This is a genomic window from Mycobacterium sp. DL592 (assembly GCF_011694515.1).
Lineage (GTDB): Bacteria > Actinomycetota > Actinomycetes > Mycobacteriales > Mycobacteriaceae > Mycobacterium.
On record NZ_CP050192.1, the window covers coordinates 3,987,495 to 4,009,987 of the forward strand.

The 22,493-nt window shown below is 67.5% G+C and carries 23 protein-coding genes; 8 read left to right on the forward strand and 15 right to left on the reverse strand.

Going from position 1 to position 22,493, the window contains the following annotated elements; all coding sequences use genetic code 11:
- Positions 1 to 6 precede the first annotated feature (6 nt).
- From HBE64_RS19165 to HBE64_RS19180, 4 genes are read left to right on the forward strand one after another with little or no spacing between them, the layout of a single operon-like run.
- Positions 7 to 1,203, forward strand: a complete 1,197-nt coding sequence (locus tag HBE64_RS19165) for a sulfotransferase (RefSeq protein ID WP_167105706.1) — start codon at positions 7 to 9, stop codon at positions 1,201 to 1,203.
- On the forward strand, positions 1,193 to 2,446 hold the full coding sequence (locus HBE64_RS19170) for a DUF1214 domain-containing protein (RefSeq protein WP_167105709.1): 1,254 nt from the start codon (positions 1,193 to 1,195) through the stop codon (positions 2,444 to 2,446). The genes HBE64_RS19165 and HBE64_RS19170 overlap by 11 nt, the downstream gene beginning before the upstream one ends.
- A 1-nt stretch (position 2,447) precedes the next feature.
- Entirely contained in the window at positions 2,448 to 3,284 is an 837-nt protein-coding gene (locus HBE64_RS19175; RefSeq protein WP_167105712.1) for an oxidoreductase, read from the forward strand.
- Positions 3,285 to 3,291: 7 nt separating this feature from the next.
- Complete coding sequence (locus HBE64_RS19180) at positions 3,292 to 4,122, forward strand: mycofactocin-coupled SDR family oxidoreductase (RefSeq protein WP_167105715.1); 831 nt, start codon at positions 3,292 to 3,294, stop codon at positions 4,120 to 4,122.
- On the opposite strand, the gene HBE64_RS19185 is transcribed toward HBE64_RS19180, so the two are convergent.
- From HBE64_RS19185 to alr, 13 genes are all read right to left on the reverse strand, one after another.
- The gene (locus HBE64_RS19185) at positions 4,106 to 4,903 is read right to left on the reverse strand and encodes an enoyl-CoA hydratase (RefSeq protein WP_243841382.1); all 798 of its coding nucleotides are present in this window, start codon (positions 4,901 to 4,903) and stop codon (positions 4,106 to 4,108) included. The two genes, HBE64_RS19180 and HBE64_RS19185, sit on opposite strands and share 17 nt — an antisense overlap.
- 123 nt (positions 4,904 to 5,026) lie before the next feature.
- Positions 5,027 to 5,740 (reverse strand): glycoside hydrolase, encoded by a 714-nt coding sequence (locus HBE64_RS19190; protein WP_371744203.1) that lies wholly within the window; start codon positions 5,738 to 5,740, stop codon positions 5,027 to 5,029.
- Between the two features lie 31 nt (positions 5,741 to 5,771).
- Positions 5,772 to 5,999, reverse strand: coding sequence for an excalibur calcium-binding domain-containing protein (locus tag HBE64_RS19195; RefSeq protein ID WP_371744013.1), 228 nt, complete (start codon positions 5,997 to 5,999; stop codon positions 5,772 to 5,774).
- Between the two features lie 242 nt (positions 6,000 to 6,241).
- Entirely contained in the window at positions 6,242 to 7,861 is a 1,620-nt protein-coding gene (groL, locus tag HBE64_RS19200; protein WP_167105721.1) for a chaperonin GroEL, read from the reverse strand.
- An 80-nt stretch (positions 7,862 to 7,941) separates the two neighbouring features.
- Positions 7,942 to 8,244: a co-chaperone GroES gene (gene groES, locus HBE64_RS19205; protein ID WP_003887755.1), complete on the reverse strand. Its 303-nt coding sequence runs from the start codon at positions 8,242 to 8,244 to the stop codon at positions 7,942 to 7,944.
- A gap of 200 nt (positions 8,245 to 8,444) precedes the next feature.
- On the reverse strand, positions 8,445 to 9,449 hold the full coding sequence (locus tag HBE64_RS19210; protein WP_167105724.1) for an alpha/beta fold hydrolase: 1,005 nt from the start codon (positions 9,447 to 9,449) through the stop codon (positions 8,445 to 8,447).
- 105 nt (positions 9,450 to 9,554) lie between these two features.
- Entirely contained in the window at positions 9,555 to 10,019 is a 465-nt protein-coding gene (locus HBE64_RS19215; RefSeq protein ID WP_167105727.1) for a nuclear transport factor 2 family protein, read from the reverse strand.
- Complete coding sequence (gene tsaD, locus HBE64_RS19220) at positions 10,016 to 11,119, reverse strand: tRNA (adenosine(37)-N6)-threonylcarbamoyltransferase complex transferase subunit TsaD (RefSeq protein ID WP_243841383.1); 1,104 nt, start codon at positions 11,117 to 11,119, stop codon at positions 10,016 to 10,018. The genes HBE64_RS19215 and tsaD overlap by 4 nt, the downstream gene beginning before the upstream one ends.
- Entirely contained in the window at positions 11,109 to 11,516 is a 408-nt protein-coding gene (gene rimI, locus HBE64_RS19225; RefSeq protein WP_167109444.1) for a ribosomal protein S18-alanine N-acetyltransferase, read from the reverse strand. The genes tsaD and rimI overlap by 11 nt, the downstream gene beginning before the upstream one ends.
- Positions 11,517 to 11,572: 56 nt before the next feature.
- Entirely contained in the window at positions 11,573 to 12,217 is a 645-nt protein-coding gene (gene tsaB, locus HBE64_RS19230; RefSeq protein ID WP_167105730.1) for a tRNA (adenosine(37)-N6)-threonylcarbamoyltransferase complex dimerization subunit type 1 TsaB, read from the reverse strand.
- Entirely contained in the window at positions 12,214 to 12,687 is a 474-nt protein-coding gene (tsaE, locus tag HBE64_RS19235) for a tRNA (adenosine(37)-N6)-threonylcarbamoyltransferase complex ATPase subunit type 1 TsaE (RefSeq protein ID WP_167105733.1), read from the reverse strand. The genes tsaB and tsaE overlap by 4 nt, the downstream gene beginning before the upstream one ends.
- Positions 12,680 to 13,768 (reverse strand): alpha/beta fold hydrolase, encoded by a 1,089-nt coding sequence (locus HBE64_RS19240; RefSeq protein WP_167109446.1) that lies wholly within the window; start codon positions 13,766 to 13,768, stop codon positions 12,680 to 12,682. The genes tsaE and HBE64_RS19240 overlap by 8 nt, the downstream gene beginning before the upstream one ends.
- 109 nt (positions 13,769 to 13,877) lie before the next feature.
- Entirely contained in the window at positions 13,878 to 15,065 is a 1,188-nt protein-coding gene (gene alr / locus HBE64_RS19245; protein ID WP_167105736.1) for an alanine racemase, read from the reverse strand.
- 96 nt (positions 15,066 to 15,161) lie between these two features.
- On the opposite strand from alr, the gene HBE64_RS19250 reads away from it, so the two are divergent.
- A complete protein-coding gene (locus tag HBE64_RS19250; protein ID WP_167105739.1) occupies positions 15,162 to 15,977 on the forward strand; it encodes a GntR family transcriptional regulator in 816 nt (271 codons plus the stop codon).
- Positions 15,978 to 15,982: 5 nt separating this feature from the next.
- Here HBE64_RS19250 and HBE64_RS19255 read toward each other — a convergent pair whose 3' ends face one another.
- Positions 15,983 to 16,711, reverse strand: a complete 729-nt coding sequence (locus tag HBE64_RS19255; RefSeq protein ID WP_167105742.1) for an HAD family phosphatase — start codon at positions 16,709 to 16,711, stop codon at positions 15,983 to 15,985.
- 26 nt (positions 16,712 to 16,737) lie between these two features.
- Between HBE64_RS19255 and HBE64_RS19260 the strand changes: the two genes are divergently transcribed.
- The 3 genes from HBE64_RS19260 to HBE64_RS19270 all read left to right on the forward strand — a co-directional run bounded on the left by HBE64_RS19260 (position 16,738) and on the right by HBE64_RS19270 (position 21,105).
- Entirely contained in the window at positions 16,738 to 17,658 is a 921-nt protein-coding gene (locus HBE64_RS19260) for a choline/ethanolamine kinase family protein (protein ID WP_167105745.1), read from the forward strand.
- Between the two features lie 11 nt (positions 17,659 to 17,669).
- The gene (locus HBE64_RS19265) at positions 17,670 to 20,126 is read left to right on the forward strand and encodes an FAD-dependent oxidoreductase (protein WP_167105748.1); all 2,457 of its coding nucleotides are present in this window, start codon (positions 17,670 to 17,672) and stop codon (positions 20,124 to 20,126) included.
- A 67-nt stretch (positions 20,127 to 20,193) separates the two neighbouring features.
- On the forward strand, positions 20,194 to 21,105 hold the full coding sequence (locus HBE64_RS19270) for a hypothetical protein (RefSeq protein ID WP_167105751.1): 912 nt from the start codon (positions 20,194 to 20,196) through the stop codon (positions 21,103 to 21,105).
- On the opposite strand, the gene HBE64_RS19275 is transcribed toward HBE64_RS19270, so the two are convergent.
- Positions 21,102 to 22,481: a glutamate decarboxylase gene (locus HBE64_RS19275; RefSeq protein WP_167105753.1), complete on the reverse strand. Its 1,380-nt coding sequence runs from the start codon at positions 22,479 to 22,481 to the stop codon at positions 21,102 to 21,104. The two genes, HBE64_RS19270 and HBE64_RS19275, sit on opposite strands and share 4 nt — an antisense overlap.
- Positions 22,482 to 22,493: the final 12 nt, after the last annotated feature.

Below are 22,493 nucleotides of genomic sequence, written 5' to 3' on the forward strand. Positions count from 1 at the left end.
ACCCCCGTGACGACACCCTTCGAAGTCAGCGGGCTGACGGCCCAGGCCCAGGAGAAGGAGCGCCTGCAGGACTGGGGCTCGCTGAGCTTCCGCGAACCGCTGACGGTGCTCGCCGAAAGCTATGCCGCAGCCGAACTCAACGACATCGGGGTCCACATCCTGCGCTCGAGCCTCGTGCACAGCCTGCGGATGCGGTTGCGCGCCCAGGAATGGATTCGGCGCCACCCGGAGATCCTGGACGAGCGCATCGTCGCGCCGATCGTCGTGGTCGGCATGATGCGCAGCGGAACAACTCTGCTGCAACGGCTGCTGGCATGCGACGACCAGTTCCACTGCGCCTACGGCTGGGAAGTGGTGGAGGTCGCGCCCAAACTGGACCACCAGTGGTCAGCTCAGGAGGACCCGCGCGTCGCGATCAGCGAAAAGCGGGAGGCGATCTCGCGTGAGATGACACCCGAACTGTTCGCCATCCATCCGATGCATGCCCGCGAGCCCGAAGAGGAGATCGTCTTCCTCTCCGACGCGTTCCGGTCGCACGTTCCCGAATCCGGGGCGCACGTGCCGCGGTACCGGGCGTGGATCGATACCCAGGACTTCACCCCCGCCTACGCCTACCTCCATCGGATGCTGCAATTCCTGCAGTGGCAGAAGCGGCAATGTGGTCGGACCGCGCAACGCTGGGTGCTCAAGTCCCCCGCCCACCTGGGCTACCTCGACGTGCTGCGGGCACAGTTTCCCGACCTGCACATCGTGCACATGCACCGCGATCCCCGGGCCACCATCGCCTCGGGTGCGAGCCTGAACGCCACCCTGCACGCAATGCACTCCGACCACGTCGACCGCAGCCGTGTCGGCGCGCAGTGGCTGGACAGGATGGGCTGGACGAACGACCGTGCGATGGCGGTGCGGTCGTCCTGGTCCGACGAGCCGGCAGTCTGCACCGACATCGAATTCGCCGACGCCGTGGCCGATCCCATCGGCCAGGTAGCGCGCGTATACGACGCGATCGACGTGCCATTGACTCCGTCGGCCGAGGCGGCGATGCGTCGCTGGCTCGTCGAACGGCCGCGCGATCCGGCGCGACCACCTTATGCCGCAGCCGATTTCGGCCTCAGCGAGGCCCAGATCGACGAGCGATTCACGACCTACAACTCCCGCTTTCGTTCCGCTGCAGACAGTTCGAGGAGAAATGATGTTCGCTGACACAGATCACCCGGTCGCCACGGCCTCACAACACGAACAGGAACTGGCGGCGCTCGAACTCATGGAGCACCCCACGGTCCGCGCGGCCTACAGCAAGGTCGCCGAAACCTGGCTGGGCCGCGCCAAGGCGTCCGACGCCATGCGCGCGGTGTTCGACGCCGCCTTCGCCGAAGTCATGTTCTCCGCGGCGGTGTGGTCGTCCAACCAAGACAAACTGCGGCCCAAGGTCACCTGTATCACCCGTCTGGGCCACCCGGTAGGCGGGCGCGCCATTCCCGGATCACGTTGGGGCATTGACAATCCCGACAGCGTGTACCGCGTCATCCCGATCTCCGGCGACGAACGCTACGAAATCCGGGGGCGGGTCGGCGAGCATCGGATGACCGAGAACTACTTCACACTCTGGGATGCCAACATGGGTACCGTCGCCGTCCTCAACGGCCGCACCATGGCGGTCGACTCCGACGGGTCGTTCGTCATCACCGTCGACTCCGACCCCGCCGGTGATCGCCCCAATCATGTTCAAACCACCGGCGACGCCCACGAGTTCTACATTCGCGACGTGCTGCTGAACTGGGACCGCGATGACCCGAACCACCTGACGGTGCAGCGGCTGGGCGACCCGCCGACCACCCCGCCGCGCACGCTCGACGAGCAGGCCGAGGCAACGGCCGACATGATGGCCTATTTCGCCAACTTCACCGGCAAGCTCAGCCACGGTGTCTACAAGATGCCGCCCAACAACTTCAACCTCGCCTGGTCGGCCGACAAGGTCGGCGCGATGCGAAACCAGGTCTACGTGATGGGCCGCTTCGATCTGGCTCCCGGTGAGGCGTTCGTCGTCGACGTCGGCGACGGCGGGGCCGAATACTTCACCGTTCCGCTGAGCAACATCTGGGGCACGACGCTCGACATCGTCGACCGCACCGGCAGCCTCAACAAGTCCCAGTCCGTCGCCAACGACGACGGCACGTACACCTACGTCATCTCCCCCACCGATCCCGGGGTCGCCAACTGGATCGACTCCGACGGTCTGCGCGAAGGGATTCTGACGCTGCGCATGGCCGAGTTCGGGCCCGACGGGCCCACCGAGGATCTGGGTGCCCGCGGCCGGGTCGTCAAGCTCGACGACCTCGAAGCCCAGGTGCCGGGGCTGCGCCGGGTGTCCGAGCAGGAACGCGCGACCGAGCTCGCCGAACGCCGGGCAGCGTATCTGCGCCGGCTGCCAGAAGGGACGAACTGATATGGGCCGCTGGTTGATCACGGGCTGCTCCACCGGAATCGGGCGTGAGATCGCCCGCGCGGCACTGGAATCGGGGCACTGCGTCGTAGTGACCGCGCGCCGCACCGAGACCGTCAGCGACCTGGTCGACGAGTTCGGCGAGCGGGCGGTAGCGGTGGCACTCGACGTGACCGACAAGGAGCAGATCGCCGCCGCGGTTCAGGCCGCTCACGATGCCTTCGGTGGCATCGACGTCCTGGTCAACAACGCCGGCAACGGATACCTGTCCGCTGTCGAGGAGGGCGAGGACGAGCAGGTTCGTAAGTTGTTCGACACCAACTACTTCGGCGTCGTCGACACCATCAAGGCCGTACTGCCGGGGATGCGCGCCAACAAGTCCGGATATATCGTCAACATCTCGTCGATGACCGGCCTGGTGGCCAACCCGCCCAACGCCTACTATTCGTCGACCAAGTTCGCCCTCGAAGCGCTGACTGAAGCCCTGGCCCAGGAGGTCAAACCGTTCGGCATCAAGGTGAGCGCCATCGAACCAGGAGCGTTCCGCACCGACTGGGCCGCACGCTCGATGTGGGAGTCGGACTCACCGATCGGTGACTACGAGGAAAACGTCGGCAGCCGAAAGACTTTGATCAAGGAGTTCGCCAACCATCTTCCCGGCGACCCCCGCAAGGTCGCCGAAGCGGTACTGCTGCTGTCGACCCTGGACGAGCCGCCGCTGCGGCTGCTGCTCGGCCGCGACGTCCTCAAAGCAGTGCGCGACAAGATCGCGGCGCTGTCGGCATCGATCGACGAATGGGAAGCGGTCACCAAGAACGTGAACTTCCCCGCCGGACAGTAGGACAGGAATGTCCGACGCCGCTGGGGAGCTCACCGGCAAGGTCGCGTTCATCTCCGGGGCCGCCCGCGGGATGGGCCGCGCGCATGCCATCAGGCTGGCCACCGCCGGCGCCGACATCGTCGCGATCGATGCCTGCACCGAGTTCGAGGCCACCGACTACCCCGGTTCGACTGTCGAAGACCTCATGGCCACAACGGCTCTGGTCGAGGCACAGGGCCGCCGGGTTTTGGCCCGCCAGGTCGACATCCGAGATCCCGCGGCGCTCGAGTCGGTGGTGGCCGACGCTGTCACCGACCTCGGCTCGATCGACATCGTTATCGCCAACGCGGGAATCATCCGGGTCACCGGCAGCGACAGGCGAGCTCAGACGTTCCGCGAGATCGTCGAGACAAATCTCATCGGCACCTGGAACACCGTGGACGCGGCCATGCCGGCCATGATCGCCGGCGGGCGCGGGGGTTCCATCGTGTTGGTCAGCTCCACGCAGGGCATCAAGGCGTCGGGATCGGACCGGCCAGGGATCCAGGCGTACGGTGCGTCCAAACGCGCCCTGGTGGCATTGATGCAGGGCTGGGCCGTTCAGCTTGCGCCGCATTCGATCCGGGTCAACACGATCCACCCCACCGGTGTGGCGACCGACATGATCATCAACGACGCGTCCATCGCCCTTGCCGCGGCCGGAGACGCCTGGCTGGCCAGTCAGCAGAACGCGCTGCCGATCGCGCTGCTGCAGCCGGAGCAGATCGCCGAGGCGGTGGCGTGGCTGGTGTCCGACGCAGCTGGGTTCATCACCGGCACTTCATGGCCGCTTGATGCCGGATTTACTGTGGCGCAATAGTTTCCGGCCATACCGGTGGACGCTTGTCGATGAAGGCCTGGACACCCTCGAGTGCGCACGGGTCCATCATGTTGGCGGCCATCGTCGCACCCGCGTCGTCGTAGGCGGCCTCGATACCTGATTCGATCTGGCGGTAGAACAGGGCCTTGCCGACTGCCAGGGCGGCGCGCGGCTTGGCCACGATACGTGCCAGCAGGGTCTCGATCTCCGCGTCGAGCGCGTCGGGATCGGCGACCCGGTTGACCAGGCCGAGTTCCCGGGCCTCCTCGGCGCCGACGAAGTCGCCGGTGACCAGCATCTCGAAGGCCGCCTTGCGGGGCACGTTGCGGGACAAGGCGACTCCGGGCGTCGAGCAGAACAGTCCGACGTTGATACCACTGACGGCGAAGCGGGCGTCCCGGCTGGCCACCGCGAGGTCACACATCGCGACCAGCTGGCAGCCTGCCGCCGTCGCCAGACCGTGCACCCGGGCGATCACCGGGACGGGCAGCCGCTGGATCGACAGCATGACCGCGGTGCACTGGGCGAAGAGCTGCTCGTAGTAGTCCAGCGACGGCTCGGCACGCATCTCCTTCAGATCGTGCCCGGCGCAGAAGGCCTTACCGGCGGCGCCGAGGACGACGGCACGGACAGCATCGTCACCGGCGAGAGTGTCCAGCGCGGCGCCGAGGGCGGTGAGCATCGCTTCGGACAGGGCGTTGAAGGACTGTGGCCGGTTCAGTGTCAGGGTGACGACGCCGCGTTCGTCTTGGTCGTGTCGCACCAGTGGTTCGCCGGTCACGGCTTCCGCCGTTTCTCCAGCCGGACCACCCCATAGGTGATGCCGCCGGCGACGAGCCATCGTGTGGTGCGCAGCTTTCGAGGCATCCGGCTCATCCAGCGAGGCTAGCGCGGTGCGGCGCCATCAGGCCGGAGCGGTCTGCATGGATCCGAGGTAGTAGGTCTCCCGGCCGGTCGGATACCCGCCACCGTCGGTGGCGATGTGGACGTGGTCGTAGTGGTTGGCGGTCTCGTTGCCGTAGTCTGCTGTCCAGCTGGGCGCACCGATGCCCGGGTAGAAGCCCTGTCGCCAGATGACGTGCAGCACTCCCCACCGCTTGGCGTTGGCCAGGGCGTAGCCGGCGATCTGGTTGCCCAGATCGATGCCCTCTTTGGTGTGGTAGTTCGGGATCATCACGTCGACGGCCAGCCCGTTGGGATGCCACTTCAGCGGATCCTGGCGGTAGCCGTACATGGTCTTGATTTCCAGGAACATCACGCTGATCGCGCGGGCTACCCAGATGGTGTGGATCTGCATCCCCTTCTCGTCCACGTCGCCGGGCGGCAGCGCGAACTGGAAACTCGCCGCGTCGGCCACCGGGGCGCTGGCGGCGAGCAGTTCGGCCTCGGTCGGGCTGGCCACGTTCGGTGCGGGCGGCGCTGTCGACGTCGGCGATGCGGCGGGCGCGGCAGTCCGGTGCGAGGTCTCGTGGCTCTGGGCGTAGAACATCGCGCCGGAGATGACGACGGACAGCCCGGCCGCCAACCAGCGACCCGCGTTACCGCCCAGCACCTTCGCCACGACGAGCAGCTTACTTTCGCCACGAGTGAGCCGTGACGACCTTGGCCAGCGAGGAATGCTGACTGTGGGGGCTAGTGCACGCCGGGGGTCAGCACTCGCAGGCGTAGCCGTCGCTGTCGCGGTCCTGGCTCGGGGTGTACAGGGGGCTGTCGGTGGTGATGTCGCAGTACCCTGCCGCCTTGGCTGCCGTGCAGTTCTTGAATGGCCTGCTCGGTTCTGCACTCGCAGGTGCTGCGACACCGATGGCGATTGCAGCGAATGCGGATGCGACTACCACGCCAACTACTCGACTCACGACGGCTCCAACTTCATACACAGGGCTGACTGGACAATATGAAGATATTGGACTCCTGCCGATATCAGACCAAAAGTCCGAAAATTAGCTGAGCAGCCATGCGGGCGCCGACCCTTGTCGGGTGTGCAGCGCGATACGCGGTCAGCGGCGAGTCGCGAACGAAACCGCACCATCGACGATCGCGACGCAACCCGGCAGCGGCCTCCCCGAACAACGAAAACACCCCCGGCCCAACAGGACCGGGGGTGTTTCGTAGCGACTATCTAGTGGGCGTGACCGTGATGGCCGTGGCCGTCGTCGGCAGCCTCTGCCGGCTTCTCCACGATCGCAGTCTCGGTGGTGAGCAGCATGCGCGCCACAGATGCGGCGTTGACCACCGCAGAGCGGGTCACCTTGACCGGATCGATCACACCGTCGGCGATCAGGTCGCCATAGGTCAGCGTCGCGGCGTTGAAGCCGTGCCCGGCAGGCAGTTCGCTGACCGTGTTGACCACGACGGCACCGTCGTAACCGGCGTTGGTGGCGATCCAGAACAGCGGGGCCGACAGCGCCGAGGCGAACACCTCGACACCGAGGGCCTCGTCACCGGACACCGACGCCCGCAGCGGCTCGAGCGCCTTGCGCGCCTGCACCAGTGCGGAACCGCCGCCGGCAACGATGCCCTCCTCGACCGCGGCCTTGGCCGCCGACACAGCATCCTCGACGCGATGCTTGCGCTCCTTGAGCGCGGTCTCGGTGGCCGCACCGACCTTGATCACTGCGACACCGCCGGCCAGCTTGGCCAGCCGCTCCTGCAGCTTCTCGCGGTCCCAGTCGGACTCCGAGGCCTCGATCTCGCTCTTGAGCTGCTTGACCCGGTCGGCGATGGCTTCCTGCGTGCCGCCACCGTCGACGATCACCGTCGCGTCCTTGCTGACGACCACACGTCGTGCCGAACCCAGCACCTCGAGGCCGGCCTCGCGCAGCAGCAGACCCACGTCGGGGTTGACCACCTGCGCACCGGTGACGATGGCCAGGTCCTCGAGGAACGCCTTGCGGCGGTCACCGAAGAACGGCGCCTTGACCGCGACGGCCCGCAGCGTCTTGCGGATGGCGTTGACGACCAGTGTCGACAGCGCCTCCCCTTCGACGTCTTCGGCCACGATCAGCAGCGGCTTGCCGTCCTGGGCCACCTTCTCCAGAAGGGGCAGCAGATCGGGCAGCGAGCTGATCTTGTCGCGGTGCAGCAGCACCAGCGCGTCCTCGAGGACGGCTTCCTGCGAGTCGAAGTCGGTGACGAAGTAGGCCGAGATGAAGCCCTTGTCAAAGCCGACACCGTCGGTGATCTCCAGCTCGGTGTTCAGGGTCGAGGACTCCTCGACGCTGACGACGCCGTCGAGGCCGACCTTGGTCATCGCCTCGCCGACCAGTTCGCCGACCTCTTCGTCACGCGAGGACACCGTGGCGATCTGGGCGATGCCGGTCTTGCCGGCCACCGGGGTGGCCGCGGCCAGCAGCGCCTCGGACACGGCGTCGGCCGCACGGCCGATGCCCGATCCCAGCGCGATGGGGTTCGCACCGGCAGCGACATTGCGCAGTCCGTGCTTGATGATGGCCTGCGCCAGAACGGTCGCAGTGGTGGTGCCGTCGCCGGCGACGTCGTTGGTCTTGGTGGCCACCGACTTGACCAGCTGAGCCCCCAGGTTCTCGAAGGGATCCTCCAACTCGATCTCCCGGGCGATGGTCACACCGTCGTTGGTGACGGTCGGACCACCGAAGGCCTTGGCGAGCACCACGTGGCGGCCACGCGGACCCAGCGTCACCTTCACGGCATCGGCAAGCTTGTCGACACCGGCTTCCATTGCGCGGCGCGCGGTTTCGTCGAACTGAATCAGTTTGCTCATATGTTCTTCCTGCCCTGTTGACGCATGCCGCCCCGGAAATCACCCGCGAGTGCGGGGATCGCCGGGGCGGTACACGGGTGCTACTTGTTGACGACCGCCAGCACGTCGCGTGCCGACAGGATCAGGTACTCCTCGCCGTTGTACTTGATCTCGGTGCCGCCGTACTTGCTGTAGATGACGGTGTCGCCCTCGGCGACGTCGAGCGGGATCCGCTTCTCGCCATCCTCGTCCCACCGGCCGGGGCCGACGGCGACGACGGTGCCTTCCTGCGGCTTCTCCTTGGCGGTATCCGGAATGACCAGACCCGACGCTGTGGTCGTCTCGGCCTCGTTGGCCTGTACGAGGATCTTGTCCTCGAGTGGCTTGATGTTCACGCTCGCCACGATGGAGCCCTCCACTGTTAGGGGTGCGGGCCCGGGGCTTTTCCCCGGACCTGTCGGTTTAACCAGGTGTTCGGCATACGTCCAAGCCTTCGCGCCGTCGTCGCGGGAGCCGGCGCAGGGGGTTGGCCGCGTGCCACCTAGCACTCTATACATGAGAGTGCTAGCACTCAAGGGTGGCCCGGCGCAGATTCGCCCACGGCTTAGCCCGCAGGCCGCCCGGACCGCTCGTAGGCCACCCGGACGTCCCCGAAAAACGCGATTACCAGGGCATTGAACAGGTCGGCCCGCTCCCACTGCAGGAAGTGCCCGGCCCCGGGCAGCACGACGGGTCCGGTCCGGTCGGTGAAGGCCACCTCGCAGGTGTGCACGAACTCGGGGCCGACGACCTGATCGTCCATCCCGTAGAGCAACAGGGTCGGCACGTCGACCTTGCGGTCCATGATGGGCGCCTCGCTGACCGCCCGGCCATAGGCCATCTGGTAGACCGCCCAGCCCGCCCGCAGCCGCTCCTCGGTGGCGAACGGCTCGGTCATGAAGTCGACGTCGGTGTCGTCGAACGTGCCCGGCGAAGCCCACAATCGATGGCCGTACATGCCGGAGACATAGCGGCGGCGCTTGTCGGCGGTGTCGAGTTCGGCGGCCAGCACGTCGGGTGTCTGCCCCTGAAGCCGGCGGTAGTCGCCGGTCGGCCCGTCACGCAGGACGGCCGCCGGGTCGATGCCCGCGGCGATGTAGTCCTCGAAGACCAGCGGTGGCACCGAATCGAAGAACACCAACTTGTCGACGAACCCGTCGAAGCGGTGGATCAGGTCGATTGCGACGACACCGCCGACATCGCCGCCGACCACACCGCAGCGCCCGTGACCGAGCACGTCGTGCACCAGGTGGTAGACGTCGCGGCTGTAGGCGGCGAAGTCGTAGACGTCGTCGGCCGACAGATCGGAATCGCCATAGCCGCGCAGATCCGGCGCGATGACCTCGTAACCGGCGTCGGCCAGGGCGGCGATGTTGCGCCACCAGATGCGCTTGGTCTCGGGATAGCCGTGCAGCAGCAGAAGCGGGTAGCCGCCCACGCCTTCGTGCACGTAGGCCAGCGACAGCCCGTCGCGGCCGGGGCTGGGCGGGACCTCACTGCGGTGGATCGTGAACGCGTCGGGCGCGGGGGTGGCCGGTTGCGCCGGCCGCAGCCGCAGGTCGTAGTGCATCACTAGTCGAACGCGCGGGGCCGGATTGCGCTTCTCCTCACCGGGCTCATCCTTCGCCCGGCTTGTCGAACGCGCGCGGCCGGATTGCGCTTCTCCTCACCGGGCTCATCCTTCGCCCGGCTTGTCGAACGCGCGGGGATCGATGAGCAGGTGATCGGAGACGTCGCCCACCATCTCGACATCGGCCTTGCGCTCGGTGAAGTACCAGCCGTCGCCGTCGCGGGCGAAGCGGTCGTAGTAGCGGCCGGCGACGATCGGCTGGAACGCCACGGCGTCGGTGGCCTGGACGACCAGGAAGGTCGACCGGGCAGCAGCACTGTGGCCGTCGAGGTCGATGAGAGCGTTGAGGACGAGGTGCCGAGTCTTGGGCGTGCCCCCATCGGGGAAGCGGCGGGTGGTCATCGCGAACAAGCCGGCGATGTTCTCCGCACCGGACACCGTCGGTGTCTTGGCACCGCCGAAGGTGGCGCGGCTCAACAACTGCCCGACGCCGTCGAAGTCACCGGCGTCGATGAGTTCGGCGTAGCGGTACAGCAGTTCGGCGATCTCCAGCTTGTCGGCCGCGCTCATGCCACCTGCCCCGCGATCACCGGCAGGCCGGGGTCGCTGGGCACGTCAAGCGGGGACGGCGAGGCGCCCGCGGCGATCAGGTGGGCGGCGAAGGAGGCGATCATCGCCCCATTGTCGGTACACAACCGCGGACGCGGGATGCGTAACGTCAATCCGGCTGCAGCACAACGCTCTTCAGCGAGCTCACGCAGCCGGGAGTTGGCCGCGACACCGCCGGCGATCAGCAGGGTGGACACCCCCAGCTCGGTGGCGGCACGCACCGACTTGGCCGTGAGCACGTCGGCGACGGCCTCCTGGAAGCCCGCGGCCACATCGGCGGCGTTGTAGTCGGGGTGGCTCTCCACATAGCGCGCCACCGCGGTCTTGAGGCCAGAGAAGCTGAACGCGAACCGCTCGTCCCGCGGGCCGGTCATGCCGCGCGGAAACACAATCGCCTGCGGATCGCCGGTGCGGGCCAGGTCGTCGAGGATCTTGCCGCCGGGGTATCCCAGCCCGAGCAGCCGGGCCACCTTGTCGTAGGCCTCCCCCGCCGCGTCGTCGACAGTGCTGCCGAGTTCGACGATCGGCTCGCCCAGCGAGCGCACGTGCAGCAGGTGGGTGTGTCCGCCGGACACCAGCAGTCCCACGCTTTCGGGCAGCGGGCCGTGGTCGTAGACGTCGGCGGCCAGGTGGCCGCCGAGGTGGTTGACGGCATAGAACGGCACCCCCCATGCCGCGGCGTAGGCCTTCGCGGCAGCCACCCCGACCAAGAGTGCCCCGGCCAGGCCGGGTCCGATGGTGGCCGCGACGATGTCGGGTTTGTCGATCTCGGCGGTCGCCAACGCGCGGCGCATGGTCGGTCCGAGCGCTTCCAGGTGAGCCCGGGAGGCGATCTCGGGCACCACGCCGCCATAGCGGGCATGCTCGTCGACGCTGGAGGCCACCTCGTCGGCCAGCAGTGCCACGGTGCCGTCGGCGTGCAAGCGTGCGATGCCGACTCCCGTTTCGTCACAAGAGCTTTCGATGGCGAGGATGGTGGTCGCCGGCGGGCAGGAGCGCAGCGACTCGGGGGGATTTGTCGCCGGCGGGCAGGAGCGCAGCGACTCAGGGTTAGTTGTCATCGTGCGTCCCGTCCCGTCGCATCGTGTAGGCGTCGGCCCCGCTGGCCTGGTAGTACCGCTTGCGCACGCCCATCTTCTTGAAGCCCAGGCTGGTGTACAGCGCGATCGCCGGCTCGTTGTCGGTGCGGACTTCAAGGAAGACCACCGAGCCGGGGCCGACAGTGTCGAGCAGTTCGGTCATCATCCGCCGTCCGATTCCCTTGCCCTGATAGGCCGGGTCGACACCGATGGTGTGGATCTCGAATTCGAAGGGCGGGGTGCGGCCGAGCCGGGAGATCCCCGCATAGCCGACGAGCTTGTCGTCCACCCGCGCGGCGACGTAGCGGTTATGCGCGGCGGCCAGTTCACGGACGAACGAGAACTCCGGCCACGGGTCGTCGCCGTCGAACAGTTGCATCTCCAGTTCGGCGCAGCGGGCGGCGTCGGTCTTCTGCAAGGGACCGTAGACGACGTTCACCGCAACACCCCGCGTTCGGCGAGTGTCTTGGCGTCCGGCCGGCGCAGGTACAGCGGGACCAGCGGTTCCGGTTCGTCACTCCAATCCGTCACTGCGGCAACGAGTCCCACCGCCGTCGGGTAGGTGAACTCGAGTGCGGGCAGATCGAACAGGCCGACATGGTCGGGTGAGCCGGCGACCGCCTGCGCCCCGGCGAGGGGTACGTCGGCGGCCGCCTCCACACCCGGTCCGTCGACGCGCACCCCGTCGCGGTAGCGGGCCCAGTACAGCTCACGGCGCCGGGCGTCGGTGACCACCAAGACCTCGCCGGCCGTCAGGACACCGATGGCATCGAGGCTGCACACCCCGTAGACGGGCACGCCGAGAGCGTGGCCGTAGGCGGCGGCGGTGGCCATCCCGACCCGTAGCCCGGTGAACGGCCCAGGGCCACAGCCGACCACGACGGCATCGATGTCGCCCATCGTCAGCCCGGCCTGCGCCAGCGCGGAGACGACGTTGGGGGTCAGCAGCTCAGCGTGGGCCCTGGCGTCGATGCTGACCCGCTGCCCGAGGACCTCGGATCGCCCGCTGTCGCCGCGGGAGACGATAGCGGCGGTGACGGCCGGGGTGGCGGTGTCGAGGGCCAGGATAGTGCGAGTCATCGGTGGTTCCAGTGCCATGTCGCGGTACGGGTCTCACTGTCGGCGCGGCGTTCCAGGGTGATGTCGAGGTAATTGTCGGAGAGCCGTTCGGCCACGCCCTCGCCCCACTCGACGACCACCACAGCGTCCTCGAGATCGGTGTCCAGATCCAGCGAGTCCAGTTCGGCGAGCAGGTCGGCGCCCTCGTTGTCGAGCAGGCGGTAGATGTCGACGTGAATCATCGCCGGTTGGCCGTGCTGCTTGGCCCGGTGGACGCGGGCGAGGACGAATGTCGGCGAGGTTACCGGCCCGTCGACGTCCAGGCCCAGCGCGATTCCCTTGGTCAGGGCGGTCTTTCCCGCGCCGAGCGGACCGGACAGCACGACCACGTCACCCGCACGCAGCTTCTCCCCCAGCCCGATACCCAACGCGATGGTGTCCTCGAGGGTCGGCAGTTCAGCGGTGCCGCTGCCGATTCTGGTCTCAGCCATGGGCACGATTCTTCAACCGGCGGGCGAACGCGACCAGTTTCGACGGTGTCGCGCGTTCCACGAGGCGCACCAGCGCGTCGTTGATGATGTCCGGGTCTTCGAGTTGGACCAGATGGCCGGCGCCGGGGACGATCACCAACTCGCTGTCGGGCAACACCGCCGCCATCTCCTCGGAGTGTTTGACCGGGGTCATCACGTCGTGGTCGCCGCAGGCGATCATGGTGGGGATGCGGGCCAGCACCGGCAGCGCCGCGCTCTCGTCGTGCACCTCGAGTGCGTGCAGGAACTCCACCAGGGTGGCGATCGGGGTGTCGTGAATCATGCTCTCGGAGAAGGCCACGACACTGGGGCTCATCGACTCGCCGCCGAACGACGCGGTCCGCAGGATCGGGCGCAGGACCGACCGGGCCGCACCGCGGGTGCGGTGCACGAGCTGAGGTACGTAGCGGGCGGCGAACCGCACCGCCTCCAAGGCCGGGTTCTGCAGGATCTCACCGAGCGGCGAGCGCGACAGTCCCTCGGCGGCCGAGGAGATCAGCGCCGCCCCGACAATGCGCTGACCGTATCGCTCGGGGAACTGCCGGGCGTGCGACAGCACTGTCATACCCCCCATCGAGTGCCCGACGAGGACCACGGGACCCCGCGGAACCATCACCTGCAGAATGGTTTCCAGATCCTGCCCAAGCTGCGTCACGGTGTAGGTGTCGACCGGTGCCGCAGCGGACTGTCCGTGGCCGCGCTGGTCGTAGAACACCATCCGCACCTGGTCGCCCCACCGTTGCGCCAGCGCCGCGCGCTGGAAGTGAAATGACCCCATCCGCAGGCAGAAGCCGTGGGCGAACACCACGGTCAGCGGTGCAGTGATCGGACCGACTTCGCGCACCACGAGGGGAATGCCGTCCTGGGTGGTCACCACACAGCCGCGGTCGGCATCGAGAAGGGCGAAATCCTCACCCTCGTAGGCGTCTTCGATGAACTTCTTCTGACGCAGCGCCCGCGCTGCCGATACCCCCGCGGCGGTGCCGACCGCGCTCAGTCCGGCAACCCCGGCCAGCAGGCCTGCCTTGCGGCCCGCACCCAGCCCGGGGTTGTCGGCTTTGCGGGCCAACCGCGCGGCGGTCTTCTCGGCACGGCGCGCCAGACGTTCGTCGATACCCTTGGCACGCTTGGGCTTCGCCGTACCTTCAGAATCAGCGGCCACCGGCGTCGGCCTCCCGGTAGGTACGCACCACCCGGCCGCGTGGACTGGTGACCACCTCGTAGTGGATGGTGCCCAGCAGGTCGGCCCAGTCCTGGGCCCGCGGTTCACCTGCCGCGCCGGAACCGAACAGGATGGCCTCGTCACCCTCGGCCACATCGGGGCGGCCGGGGCCGAGGTTGACCACGAGTTGGTCCATGCAGATCCGGCCGACGTTGCGCCGCAACCGGCCGTTGATCAGTGCGTCGATGCGACCGCTCAAGGTGCGGTAGACCCCGTCGGCGTATCCGATCGGCAGCAGCGCGAGGTTGGTGTCCTCGTCGGCGATCCAGGTGTGGCCATAGGACACCCCTTCGCCGGCCTTCACCGACTTCACCATCGCCACAGTGCATTTCAGCGTCATCGCCGGACGAAGTCCCATGTCGCCGAGTTCCGGGATGGGGCTCAGACCGTAGACGGCGATACCCGGCCGAACCATGTCGAAGCCGAGGTCGGGGCGGGTCAGCGCCGACGGGGAGTTCGACAGGTGCGCCACCTCGAAGTCGACTCCCTGTGCCCGGGCCTGGGCCAGCATGTCGGAAAATCGTTGTGCCTGAAGGTCGTTGAGGGGATCTTCGGGTGCGTCGCCGCTCACCAGATGGGACATGATGCCGCGCACCCGCACCGCGTCGGCCGCGATGGCGCGCTGCAGTTCGGTGAGCACGCCGGGATAGTCCGCGGGGCTGACACCGTTGCGGTTGAGCCCGGTGTCGACCTTGATGGTGACCTGTGCGGTGCGCCCGGTGCGTTCGACGGCAGCGAGCAGTTCGCCGACCTGCCGTGCGGAGGAGACCGCGACCTGCACGTCGGCATTGAGCGCAGGGGCGAAGTCGGTGCCCGGCGGGTGCAACCACGACAACACCGGTGCGGTGATGCCGGCGCTGCGCAGCGCAATGGCCTCGTCGATGGTGGCGACACCGAGTTCGGCCGCCCCGGCGGCCACCGCGGCGCGGGCCACCTGCGGAGCGCCATGCCCGTAGGCGTCGGCCTTGACGACAGCCATGACCTCGGCGGATCCCGCGCGCTCGCGCAGAACCCGCACGTTGTCGGCGATCGCCCCCAGATCGACGAGCGCCTCAGCAGCCGGGCCGGACACCTGAGCCGGCGTCGACGGGGTCAACGAAGTCGTGTGCATATCCATGTCACCGCCGACAATTGTCCCAGAACCGGCCCGATAACCGCCCATCCGGTCGTTGACCACACAATTCAGGCCGCCAACGGCGGTAGAGTCGGCCCTGTGCGGGTGCTGTCGATGGACGACGCGGTGCTGGGCAAACGCCCCGATCTGAGCATCGTTTCCGATCAGCCCGCCCATGCCCGCATCGCCGCGTGGCTGGAGAAACTCATCGTCTCGGGCCGGCTGGCACCGGGTGACAAGCTGCCTGCCGAGGTCGACATCGCCGCGGCGCTGGGCGTGAGTCGCATGACGCTGCGCCAGGCGCTGGGGGCCATCGAGGCCAAGGGCCTGATCCGGCGCAGCCGGGGCCGGTTCGGCGGAAACTTCGTCGAGACCTCGCGGCTGGAGTTCGACCACACCGGCATGCCGGGTTTCACCGAGCAGTTGCGCCGGCTGGACATGGCTGCCGGGGCGCAGGTGGTCAGCGCCACCACCCGCGTCCCGAGACCGGAGGTACGCGAGGCGCTGGGCCTCTCACGCGGCGCCCGGGTGCACGAGATCATCCGGATCCGCTCGGCCGACGGGGCACCGGTGCTCCTCGAGGAGACCTACCTGCCGGCGGGGCTGTTCCCCGGCCTGTTGTCCGCGGACCTCACCGGGTCGGTGTACGCGTTGATGGCCGACGAGTTCGGCATACCGCTGTTCTCGGCCGACGAACACATCGAGGCGGCAACCGCCACGGCGGCGCGTGCGGAGTTGCTCGGCGTCGCCGAGGGTGACCCGCTGCTGCTCGTCACCCGCACCGCACATGACCGCGACGGGGTCCCCGTGGAGTTCTCGCACGACTACTTCCGGTCCGACCGGACCCGCATCAGGGTGAAGTCCTGGGTCGACCGCGACACCCAGGCCCGGGTCGAGACCTCGCCGGCGTCCTGACCAGCTCAGCTGTGCTTAGCGTGCAGGGCCGGCAGTACGTGGCTGACGAGGTCGGCTGACAGCGCGGGCACCACGGCGGGGGCCACGGACCGCAGGGCCTCGCTCGGTGCGGCGCTGACGGCGATACACCGCATGCCTGCGGCCAGCGCGCCACGCACGCCGGGCACCGAGTCCTCGAACACCAAGACCTCCGCCGGTGGGTGGCCGAGAAGTGCGGCGCCGGAAAGGAATCCTTCGGGATCGGGCTTGCCGCGCCGGACGTCCTCTTCGGCGACGACGATCTCGATGACCTCACCGACCGGGCTGCTCGCCAGTACGGCGTGGACGTCGTCGCGCTGAGCGCCGGTGACGACAGCCATCGGCACGCTGTGCCGGGCCAGAATCTGCACCAGGCCCACCGTGTCGGCGGTGATGGGATTGCGCTGGGCGACGAGGTCGCGGTAGCGCCGCTTGCGCAGCTCCAGCAGCGGGTCCACATCGACTCGCGCGCCGGTGATCTCGATCGCCTTCTCGACGATCTCGCGGTCGCTGTGGCCCAGCAGATGCCGGTCGTAGTCGTCCTGACTCAATGCCCACCCGAGGTGTTCCCCGAAGAGTTCGACGAAGATCTGGAACAGGATCGGCTCGTCGTCGGACAGCGTGCCGTTGAAATCGAATATGACGGCAGGGTTGGCGGATTCGGCCCACTGTGCAAGCAGTTCGTGCGCTTGCCGGGGTTCCGAGTGCGAAGACATGCTGCAATAGTCTAGTCTTTTAAAGCATGCCGTTCCTCTCCGACTCGGAACTGGATGCGCTGCTCGAGCAACTGCCGGCGCTGACCGGTCAACCGCGTCAGCTCGAGGAACTCTCCGGCGGCCTGACCAACCGCAACGTGAAGATCACCACGCCCACCGGGGCTTACGTCGCGCGCTGCAGCGTCAACAGCAAGAACCTGCTCGGCATCGACCGCGACAACGAGTACTACAACAGCAGGGCTGCGGCCGAGGCGGGCGTCGGAGCACCGGTCATCGACTACCGCCCCGACCTCGGGATCCTGCTGGTCGGGTTCCTGGACGGTGTCACCCTGACCAACGCCGACATGCAGCGACCCGGTGTGCTCAACCGTGTCGCCACCGGAGTCCGGGGCCTGCACTCCGGGCCCCGCTTCCGGAGCCGCTTCGACATGTTCGAACGCCAGCCGTCCTACCTGAAGGTGGTGCAGGACAACGGCTTCCGACTTCCGTCGGACTACCTGGACTACGCCCCGGCGTTCGCCGAGATCCAGCGGGTGCTCGACGCGACCGATCAGACCACCGTGCCGTGTAACAACGACCTGCTGGCGGGCAACTTCGTCGACAACGGCGAGCGGGTGTGGCTGATCGACTACGAGTACTCCGGCAACAACGACCCCTGCTTCGAGCTGGGCAACCTTGCCGCCGAGTGTGGGCTGTCCACTGACCAGCTCGCCGAGCTCGTCAGCCTGTACTACGGGCGCCCGCTGCGTCACAAGACCGCGCGGGCCCGCCTGCAGGGCGTCGTCGGCAAGTACGGCTGGACATTGTGGGGGTGCATCCAGAATGCTTCCAGCGCAATTGAATTCGACTTCTGGCAGTGGGCGATGGAGCGCTACGAATCGGCTGTCGCCGAATTCCGCGGACCCGACTTCACCCGCCTGCTCGACGACGCACAAGCCACCGACTAAGTGAGGAAGACATGTCGCCGCAAGAGCTGCCCGCCCGCGCCCAGATCGTCATCATCGGCGGCGGGGTCATCGGGACCAGCGTCGCCTACCACCTGACCAAACTCGGTCGCGCCGACGTGGTGCTGATCGAGCAGGGGCAGTTGTCCTGTGGCACAACCTGGCACGCCGCCGGACTCGTCGGTCAGCTGCGCGCTTCGGAAAGCGGGACCCGGCTGGTGCAGTACTCCACCGAGCTGTACGCGGAACTGGAGGCCGAGACCGGGCTGAGTGCGGGCTACAAGCAGTGCGGCGGGGTGACGGTGGCCCGCACCGAGGACCGGATGACGCAGCTTCGCCGCACCGCGGCCAACGCGGCCGCCTACAACCTGGACTGCGAACTGCTCAGTCCGGAGGAGGCTTTCGAGCACTACCCCGTGATGCGGGTCGACGACCTGGTGGGTGCGATCTGGCTGCCGGCCGACGGCAAGGCCAACCCCACCGATCTGACGATGGCGCTGGCCAAAGGCGCCCGCCAGCGCGGCGCCAAGGTCTTCGAGCACGTCCGGGTGCTCGACGTACTCACCGACGGCACCGCGGTGACGGGGGTGCGGACCGACGCCGGCGATATCGAAGCCGAGATCGTCGTCAACTGCGCCGGCCAGTGGGCCAAGGCCATCGGCGCGATGGCGGGGGTGAACGTGCCGCTGCACTCGGCCGAACACTTCTACGTCGTCACCGAGACTATCGCCGGTGTGCACCCCGACCTGCCGATCCTGCGCGACCCCGATGGCTACACGTATTTCAAGGAAGAGGTCGGCGGCCTGGTGATCGGCGGCTTCGAACCCGAAGCCAAGCCCTGGGTGGCCCCGGACAAAATCCCGTACCCCTTCGAGTTCCAACTCCTCGAGGAGGACTGGGAGCACTTCGAAATCCTGATGGAGAACGCGCTGCTGCGCATCCCGGCGCTCGACCACACCGGGCTGAAGAAGTTGTACAACGGGCCGGAGAGCTTCACCCCGGACAACCAGTTCATCCTCGGCGAGGCGCCGGAGTGCGCGAACTTCTTCGTCGGGGCCGGGTTCAACTCGGTCGGCATCGCCTCGGCCGGCGGTGCGGGCCGCGCGCTGGCCGAATGGATCGTCAACGGGTCGGCGACCACCGACCTCACCGGCGTCGACATCCGTCGTTTCGCCCCGTTCAACGGGAACGTGGCCTGGCTGCACGACAGGGTGGCCGAGGTGCTCGGTGTGCACTACGAGATCCCCTGGCCCAACCGGGAACTCACCACGGCGCGGCCCTTCCGGCGCTCCCCCGTCCACCACCTCCTCGTCGGCGCAAACGCGAACTTCGGCAGCCGGATGGGCTGGGAACGGGCCAACTTTTTCGCCCCCGCAGGCGAGGAACCGGTGATCGAATACTCCTGGGGCAAGCAGAACTGGCTGCCGTGGTCGGCCGCCGAGCAGGTCAACACCCGCACGGCAGTAACGGTGTTCGACCAGACCTCGTTCTCCAAGTACCTGCTGACCGGACCCGGCGCCGAGCAGGCGCTGCAGTGGCTGTGCACCGCCGATGTCGCTGTGCCGGTTGGCAAGTCGGTGTACACCGGAATGCTGAACGAACGGGGCACCTACGAGTCGGATGTGACGGTCACCCGCACCGGGGCCAGTGAGTTCCTGATCGTCAGCAGCGCCGCCACCACCGAGCGCGACAAGGACCACATCACCAGGAACATGCCGGCCGGGGCTCAGGCCGAGCTGGTGGACGTCACGTCGTCGATGGCGGTGTTCGGGGTGATGGGCCCCCGCTCACGCGACCTGCTGGCCAGCCTCAACGACGCCGACCTCTCCGATGCCGCGTTCCCGTTCGCCACCAGCCAGATCATCTCGCTGGGCTACGCCACCGTCCGGGCGACCCGCATCACCTACGTCGGCGAATTGGGTTGGGAGCTGTATGTTCCCACTGAATTCGCGGTCGGGGTCTACGAAGATCTGCTGCGTGCCGGCGCACAGTTCGGTATCGGCCGCGGCGGGTACTACGCCATCGAGTCGCTGCGCCTGGAGAAGGGCTACCGCGCCTTCGGCCGCGAGCTGACCCCCAACGACAACCCGGTCGAGGCCGGCCTGTTGTTCGCCTGCAAGCTCAAGACCGGCGTCGACTTCCTCGGCCGCGCTGCGGTGGAGAAGGCCAAAGCCGACGGGCCGCGGCGGCGGCTGGTGAGCTTCGCCGTCGACTCCCCCGAGCCCATGCTGTGGGGCGGCGAGCTGATCCTGCGCGACGGCGCGGTCGCCGGCCAGGTGAGCTCGGCGGCATGGGGAGCGACCACCGGCGCCTGCGTCGGGCTGGCCTACGTGCGCGCCGGTGACGACTCCGTGGTCACCGCGGACTGGATCCGGGCCGGCAACTACTCGGTCAATGTCGGCGGCGAGATCTACCCGGTCACTGTGTCGCTGAAGGCGATCTATGATCCCGCCAACGAGCGGATCCGCTAGGCGCGCCACACGATGACGCTCCCAGGAAAGTATGAGATCGTGCCGGGGTGTTCCAGGACGTAGTCCGATGACCGAGGACGGCCGCCAGAGCGAGGTCCGCGCCCGGCTCGAGGAGCGCTACCGGCGCCTGGCTGCGTCCCGGCGGTTGCGGCCGGCGGCGGCGACCCTGGCCAGGTTCCGGGAGATCGACGGTTCCACCCTGGGCATCCTCGTCTCGGTTCAGCTGTTCACGACCGTGATCCCGCTGATGATCCTCGGCTTCAGCTATATCGAGAACTTCGCCCAGAGCGCCAGCGCCGGCACGATCTGGATCCGCGAGCTCGGCCTGGTGCATCCGACGAGCGACCGGGTGCGCGGCGCGTTCGGTACCACCGCAGGACTGCGCTCGAGTTGGACGTTCATCGGCGTCGGCGGCTTCCTGATCTGGGGAATTCCGATGGCGGTCACTGTGGCCGCCATCTTCGCCAAGGCCTGGCGACGCGAACAGTTCGGCCTGACCCAGCGGGTGCTGCGCGGTGCCCTGTGGTTCGCGTTGTACCTGACGATGATCGTCTGCCGCGAACGAATCACCTTCGGCCACCACCACAGCAGCGGGACACGGATATTGATGTTCGCGTTGGCGCAGGGGCCGGTGTGGTTGTTCTGGTCGCTGACCCCGGCACTGCTGGTCCGCAACGGCGGCCGCAGCCTCGTCCACCTGGCGCTGGCCGGACTGGCCGGCGTGGTGATCGACGGCGTGATCATCCCGCTGAGCGGGCGGGTCTTCTTCCCGATGGTGCTCGACGGCTGGGCCGAACTCGGGCCGATCGGGATCGCGATGGCGCTTCTGACGTGGTGCGGCGTGATCGGCACCGGTTGGGTCGTCACGGCCTGCGTCGGCGCCGTGCTGTGGGAGCGCACCGCCCCGTCGGAGACCGTGGTCGAATGCCAGGCCGACGACCTCGGCGACTCCTATACCCCGACGCAGTCCCCCGCCTAGTGCGCGAAGTGCTCCTGGTCGAAATGGCCGGCCGGCTTGATCGCGTCCAGATGTCCCAGCACGGCGTTGAGGTCCTCCCACAGCGAGCGGGCCAAGTCGGCGGAGAACCCTTCTCGCACCACCACCCTGAGCACTGAAATGTCTTCTGCCCCTTGCGGCATGGTGTAGGCGGGCACCTGCCAGCCGTAGGACCGCAGCGCGGCCGACACGTCGAACTCGGTGTAGCCGAAGTCGCCGGACAGCTTGAACGCCACCACCGGGATGGCCGACCCATCGGAGATCACCGTGAAGTGCTGGCATTCTTCCAGTCGGTCCGACAACCAGCGCGCGGTGCTCGACAGGCACTGCATCACGTGGGTGTACCCGGCGCGGCCCAGGCGCAGGAAGTTGTAGTACTGACCGACCACCTGATTGCCCGGCCGGGAGAAGTTCAGCGTGAAGGTCGGCATGTCACCGCCGAGATAGTTGACCCGGAACACCAGATCCTCGGGCAGGTGATCGGCGTTGCGCCACACCACGAATCCCACCCCGGGATAGGTCAGCCCGTACTTGTGGCCGCTGACGTTGATGGAGACCACCCGCGGAAGCCGGAAGTCCCACTTGAGGTCCGGGTGCAGGAACGGCACGACGAACCCGCCACTGGCCGCGTCGACGTGCACCGGGATGTCGAGCTTGGTGTCCTTGGCCAACTTATCCAGGGCGGCGCAGATCTCGGCGATCGGCTCCAGTTCGCCGGTGTAGGTGGTACCCAGGATCGCCACCACGCCGATGGTGTCCTCGTCGACGTACTCGAGCACCTGCTCGGGAGTGATGACGTAGCAGTCCTCGGTCATCGGGATGTAGCGCGGCTCGACTTCGAAATAGCGGCAGAACTTCTCCCACACCACCTGGACGTTGGCGCCCATCACCAGGTTGGGGGTGCGCGTCTTCCAGGCGTCGCCGACACGCTCCTTCCACTTCCACTTCAACGCCAGCCCACCGAGCATCACCGCTTCCGACGACCCGATGGTCGAGGCACCGACTGAACTGGCGGCATCGTCATCACGCAGATTCTCGGCATGGAAAAGATCGGCAACCATTGATATGCAACGAGATTCGATGGCCGCGGTGGCGGGGTACTCGTCCTTGTCGATCATGTTCTTGTCGAACGTCTCGGCCATCAGCTTCTCGGCCTCAGGGTCCATCCACGTCGTCACGAACGTCGCGAGGTTCAGCCGGGAGCTGCCGTCGAGCATCAGTTCGTCGTGGATGAACCGGTATGCCGCAGCCGGTTCCATCGCCTCGGCCGGCAACCGCAGCGACGGGACCGGGTCGGTCGACAACCGTCCCGTGTAGGCCGGTGCGATCGACGGGGAGCGATACTTGACGTGCGGCATGGTTCCTTCTCT